At 68.1% G+C, this 2,492-nt stretch carries 4 protein-coding genes; all 4 read right to left on the reverse strand.

The window, feature by feature from the left end:
* On the reverse strand, nt 1–558 hold a 558-nt coding region (locus tag AC1D15_RS26735; protein WP_477828384.1), incomplete at its 3' end, for an AraC family transcriptional regulator.
* 14 nt (nt 559–572) lie between these two features.
* Nucleotides 573–1,709: a DUF3570 domain-containing protein gene (locus tag AC1D15_RS26740; protein ID WP_477828385.1), complete on the reverse strand. Its 1,137-nt coding sequence runs from the start codon at nt 1,707–1,709 to the stop codon at nt 573–575.
* Nucleotides 1,710–1,719: 10 nt separating this feature from the next.
* On the reverse strand, nt 1,720–1,953 hold the full coding sequence (locus AC1D15_RS26745) for a DUF4266 domain-containing protein (protein WP_047511913.1): 234 nt from the start codon (nt 1,951–1,953) through the stop codon (nt 1,720–1,722).
* Between the two features lie 2 nt (nt 1,954–1,955).
* A partial coding sequence (locus tag AC1D15_RS26750; RefSeq protein WP_477828386.1) for a TlpA family protein disulfide reductase occupies nt 1,956–2,492 on the reverse strand: 537 nt, incomplete at its 5' end.

The following is a 2,492-nucleotide window of genomic DNA, read 5'->3' on the forward strand; positions in this document are numbered from 1 at the left end:
GTCCTTGATCTGCAGCTCGATGTACTTCGGGTCGGTGGTCTTGTCGAACTTGACGGTCGCGCCGCGCTTGTAGTCGCGGAAGTGCGGGCCGCCGCCGGTGAACACCGCGACGATCTGGTGCTCGCCGGCCTTCAGGTTGCCGAGGAACACGCGCTGCACGCCGCCGCGGTGCAGGGCCTTCACCTCCAGCGGGGTGTAGAGGTAGTTCGCGACGACCTTGTCGTCGAGCTTCACCTGCACCGAGCCGAGCTCGAACATCTTGCCCACGTCCATCGAGACGAACACCGCCACCTGCGTGTTGGCGGGGAACAGCAGTTCCTCCTCCAGCACCAGCAGGTCGCGGTTCAGGCGGATCACGTCGCCCTTCAGGTCCTGGATGCGGCCGTCGAGGCTGGCGGCTGACGATGCGGCGGCGGCCGGGGCCATGGCGGCTTCGGGAGCGCTGGCGGCCGGGGCCGGCGCCGGTGCCGCATCGGCCGCGAAGGTGGCGCCGCACGACAGTCCCAACAGTCCCGCCAGGCATCCGGCAGCCAGCAGGCTGCGACTACGTTTGAACATGGGCGCGGTCTTTCTCAAAAGGTGGCCGAGACGAACAGCTCGAGGACGTTCGCGTCGAACGAATACAGGCTGTGGGTGCGGATGTCGGTGAAGTTCTTGTAGCGGAATCGCATGAACTGGTACTGCGCGTTCCACTTGATGTCGTACTTGTCGGCGATCTTGCCGGCGGCGTAGGTGGCCTTCGCGCCGACGCTCACGTCGTTGAAGTCGCTCAGCTGCTTGTTGCGCGACACGTAGCGCGTCTCGCTCTGCGCGTTGTCGGCGTAGAACAGCGCCTGCTTCTGCGTGTTGTAGCGCACGAAGCCCTCGCCCAGCCATTGCGCGCCGAAGTAGCGGGTGTAGCCCAGCTCCAGCGTGTGCGCCTTGATCTCCCAGTTGTCCCAGAAGTAGCGGTACTCGGCGCGCAGCGCGGCGCGTTGCTCGCCCTGCCCGATGTCGCCGATGGCGCGCAGCTTCAGCGCGCGGCTCGAGCGGGTGCGCGGGTAGCGCTCCTGCACCAGGGTGCCGAACACCTGGGCCACGCGGTACGGGTTGCCGAGGTAGCCGTTGTCGGAGACCGCCTCGAGGTTCGCGCTCGCGAGCCAGCGCGGCGTCAGGATCTGCGTGACGCCCAGGCGATAGCGCCAGTGCTGCGCACGGTCGAACATGCCCTCGTAGCGCGAGCCGACCTGGTCGGCACCGCGCGTCGCGCCGAGGCTGATCGTCGTCATGCCGCCGAACACCTCCTGCGAGACGTCCAGGCTCACCGTGTTCGCCTTGTAGTCGGGCTCGTCGCTGGTGGTGCCCGAGATCGACACCTGCGCGTCGCGGTAGACGTAGTCGGCGCCGAGGCTGTATTCGGTGCGCTTTTCCTTGTAGGGGCTCGCGGTCGTCACGACGTCGATCGACGCATTGCTGACCGAGTCGATGAAGTACGAGCCGCTGATCGACAGCCGGTCGGCGACCTTCTTGCGGATCAGCAGCGCCGGGCCGTCGGCGCGCGTGCCGCCGCCGTCGAAGAAGTGGTACATCGCGTCGGCACGGTCTTCGGGCAGGTCGACGGCATAGGCCGCTCCTGCCGCCGCCACACCGCCGACCACCACGCCGAGCGCGCGGCCCGCGCGCATCAGGTGGTGCGGGCGGCGCGCCAGCGCACGGCGCAGGCGACGCACCCAGCAGGCGCTAGTTGCAACCACAGCCGCCCCCTTGCACGCCGGTGGCGCCGCGTCCGCTCTCGCGCACGTCGTAGATGTGCTCGCGGTGCTTGTCGGCGAGCGCGTCGCGCGACAGCCGCATGATCGGATCGGCCAGGCGCTCGCGCTCGTACGGCTTCACCCACGGCTCGGGCGCGGCACAGCCGGCCAGCAGCGAGGCCAGCGTCACGACAACGGCGAGTGCTCTGCGTTGGCAGCCCATGTTCATTCCTTCAGCAGGTCGCGGATCTGCTTGTCGTAGGTGTTCTCGTAGCCGTCCTGGTAGCCGCGGTGCAGGAAGCGCACGCGGCCGTCGCGGTCGATCAGCACCGTCGACGGCATGCTGTTCAGGTCGTACAGCTTGCTGACGTTCTTGTCGGTGTCGAACAGCACCGGGAACGTGACGCCCAGCTTGCCCGCGACGGTGGCGGCATTGCGCGCATCGTCGTCGACGTTGACGCCCAGCAGCACGAAGCCCGAGCCCTTGTACTTGTCGTACAGCGCGTTCAGCTTGGGCATCTCCTGGCGGCACGGCGCGCACCAGGTGGCCCAGAAGTTCACCAGCACGACCTGGCCGCGCTGCTCCTTCAGGCGCAGGTTCTTGCCCTCGAGGGTGCGCAGCGTGAAGTCGGGCGCCGGCGTCATCGGTGCAGCCGCCTGCACGGGCGCCACCACCAGGCCGGTGCTCAGCAGCAGCGCGGCCGCCGCCCGCAGGAATCTGGGCAGGAAACTGGCGAAAGGGGAGGAAGAGCTCATGAAGGG

The organism is Rhizobacter sp. P2_H2 (assembly GCF_056403375.1).

Coding starts and splice junctions, on each gene's coding strand:
- AC1D15_RS26745 (WP_047511913.1), bottom strand. CDS start 1,953: ATGGGCTGCCAACGCAGAGCACTCGCCGTTGTCGTGACGCTGGCCTCG.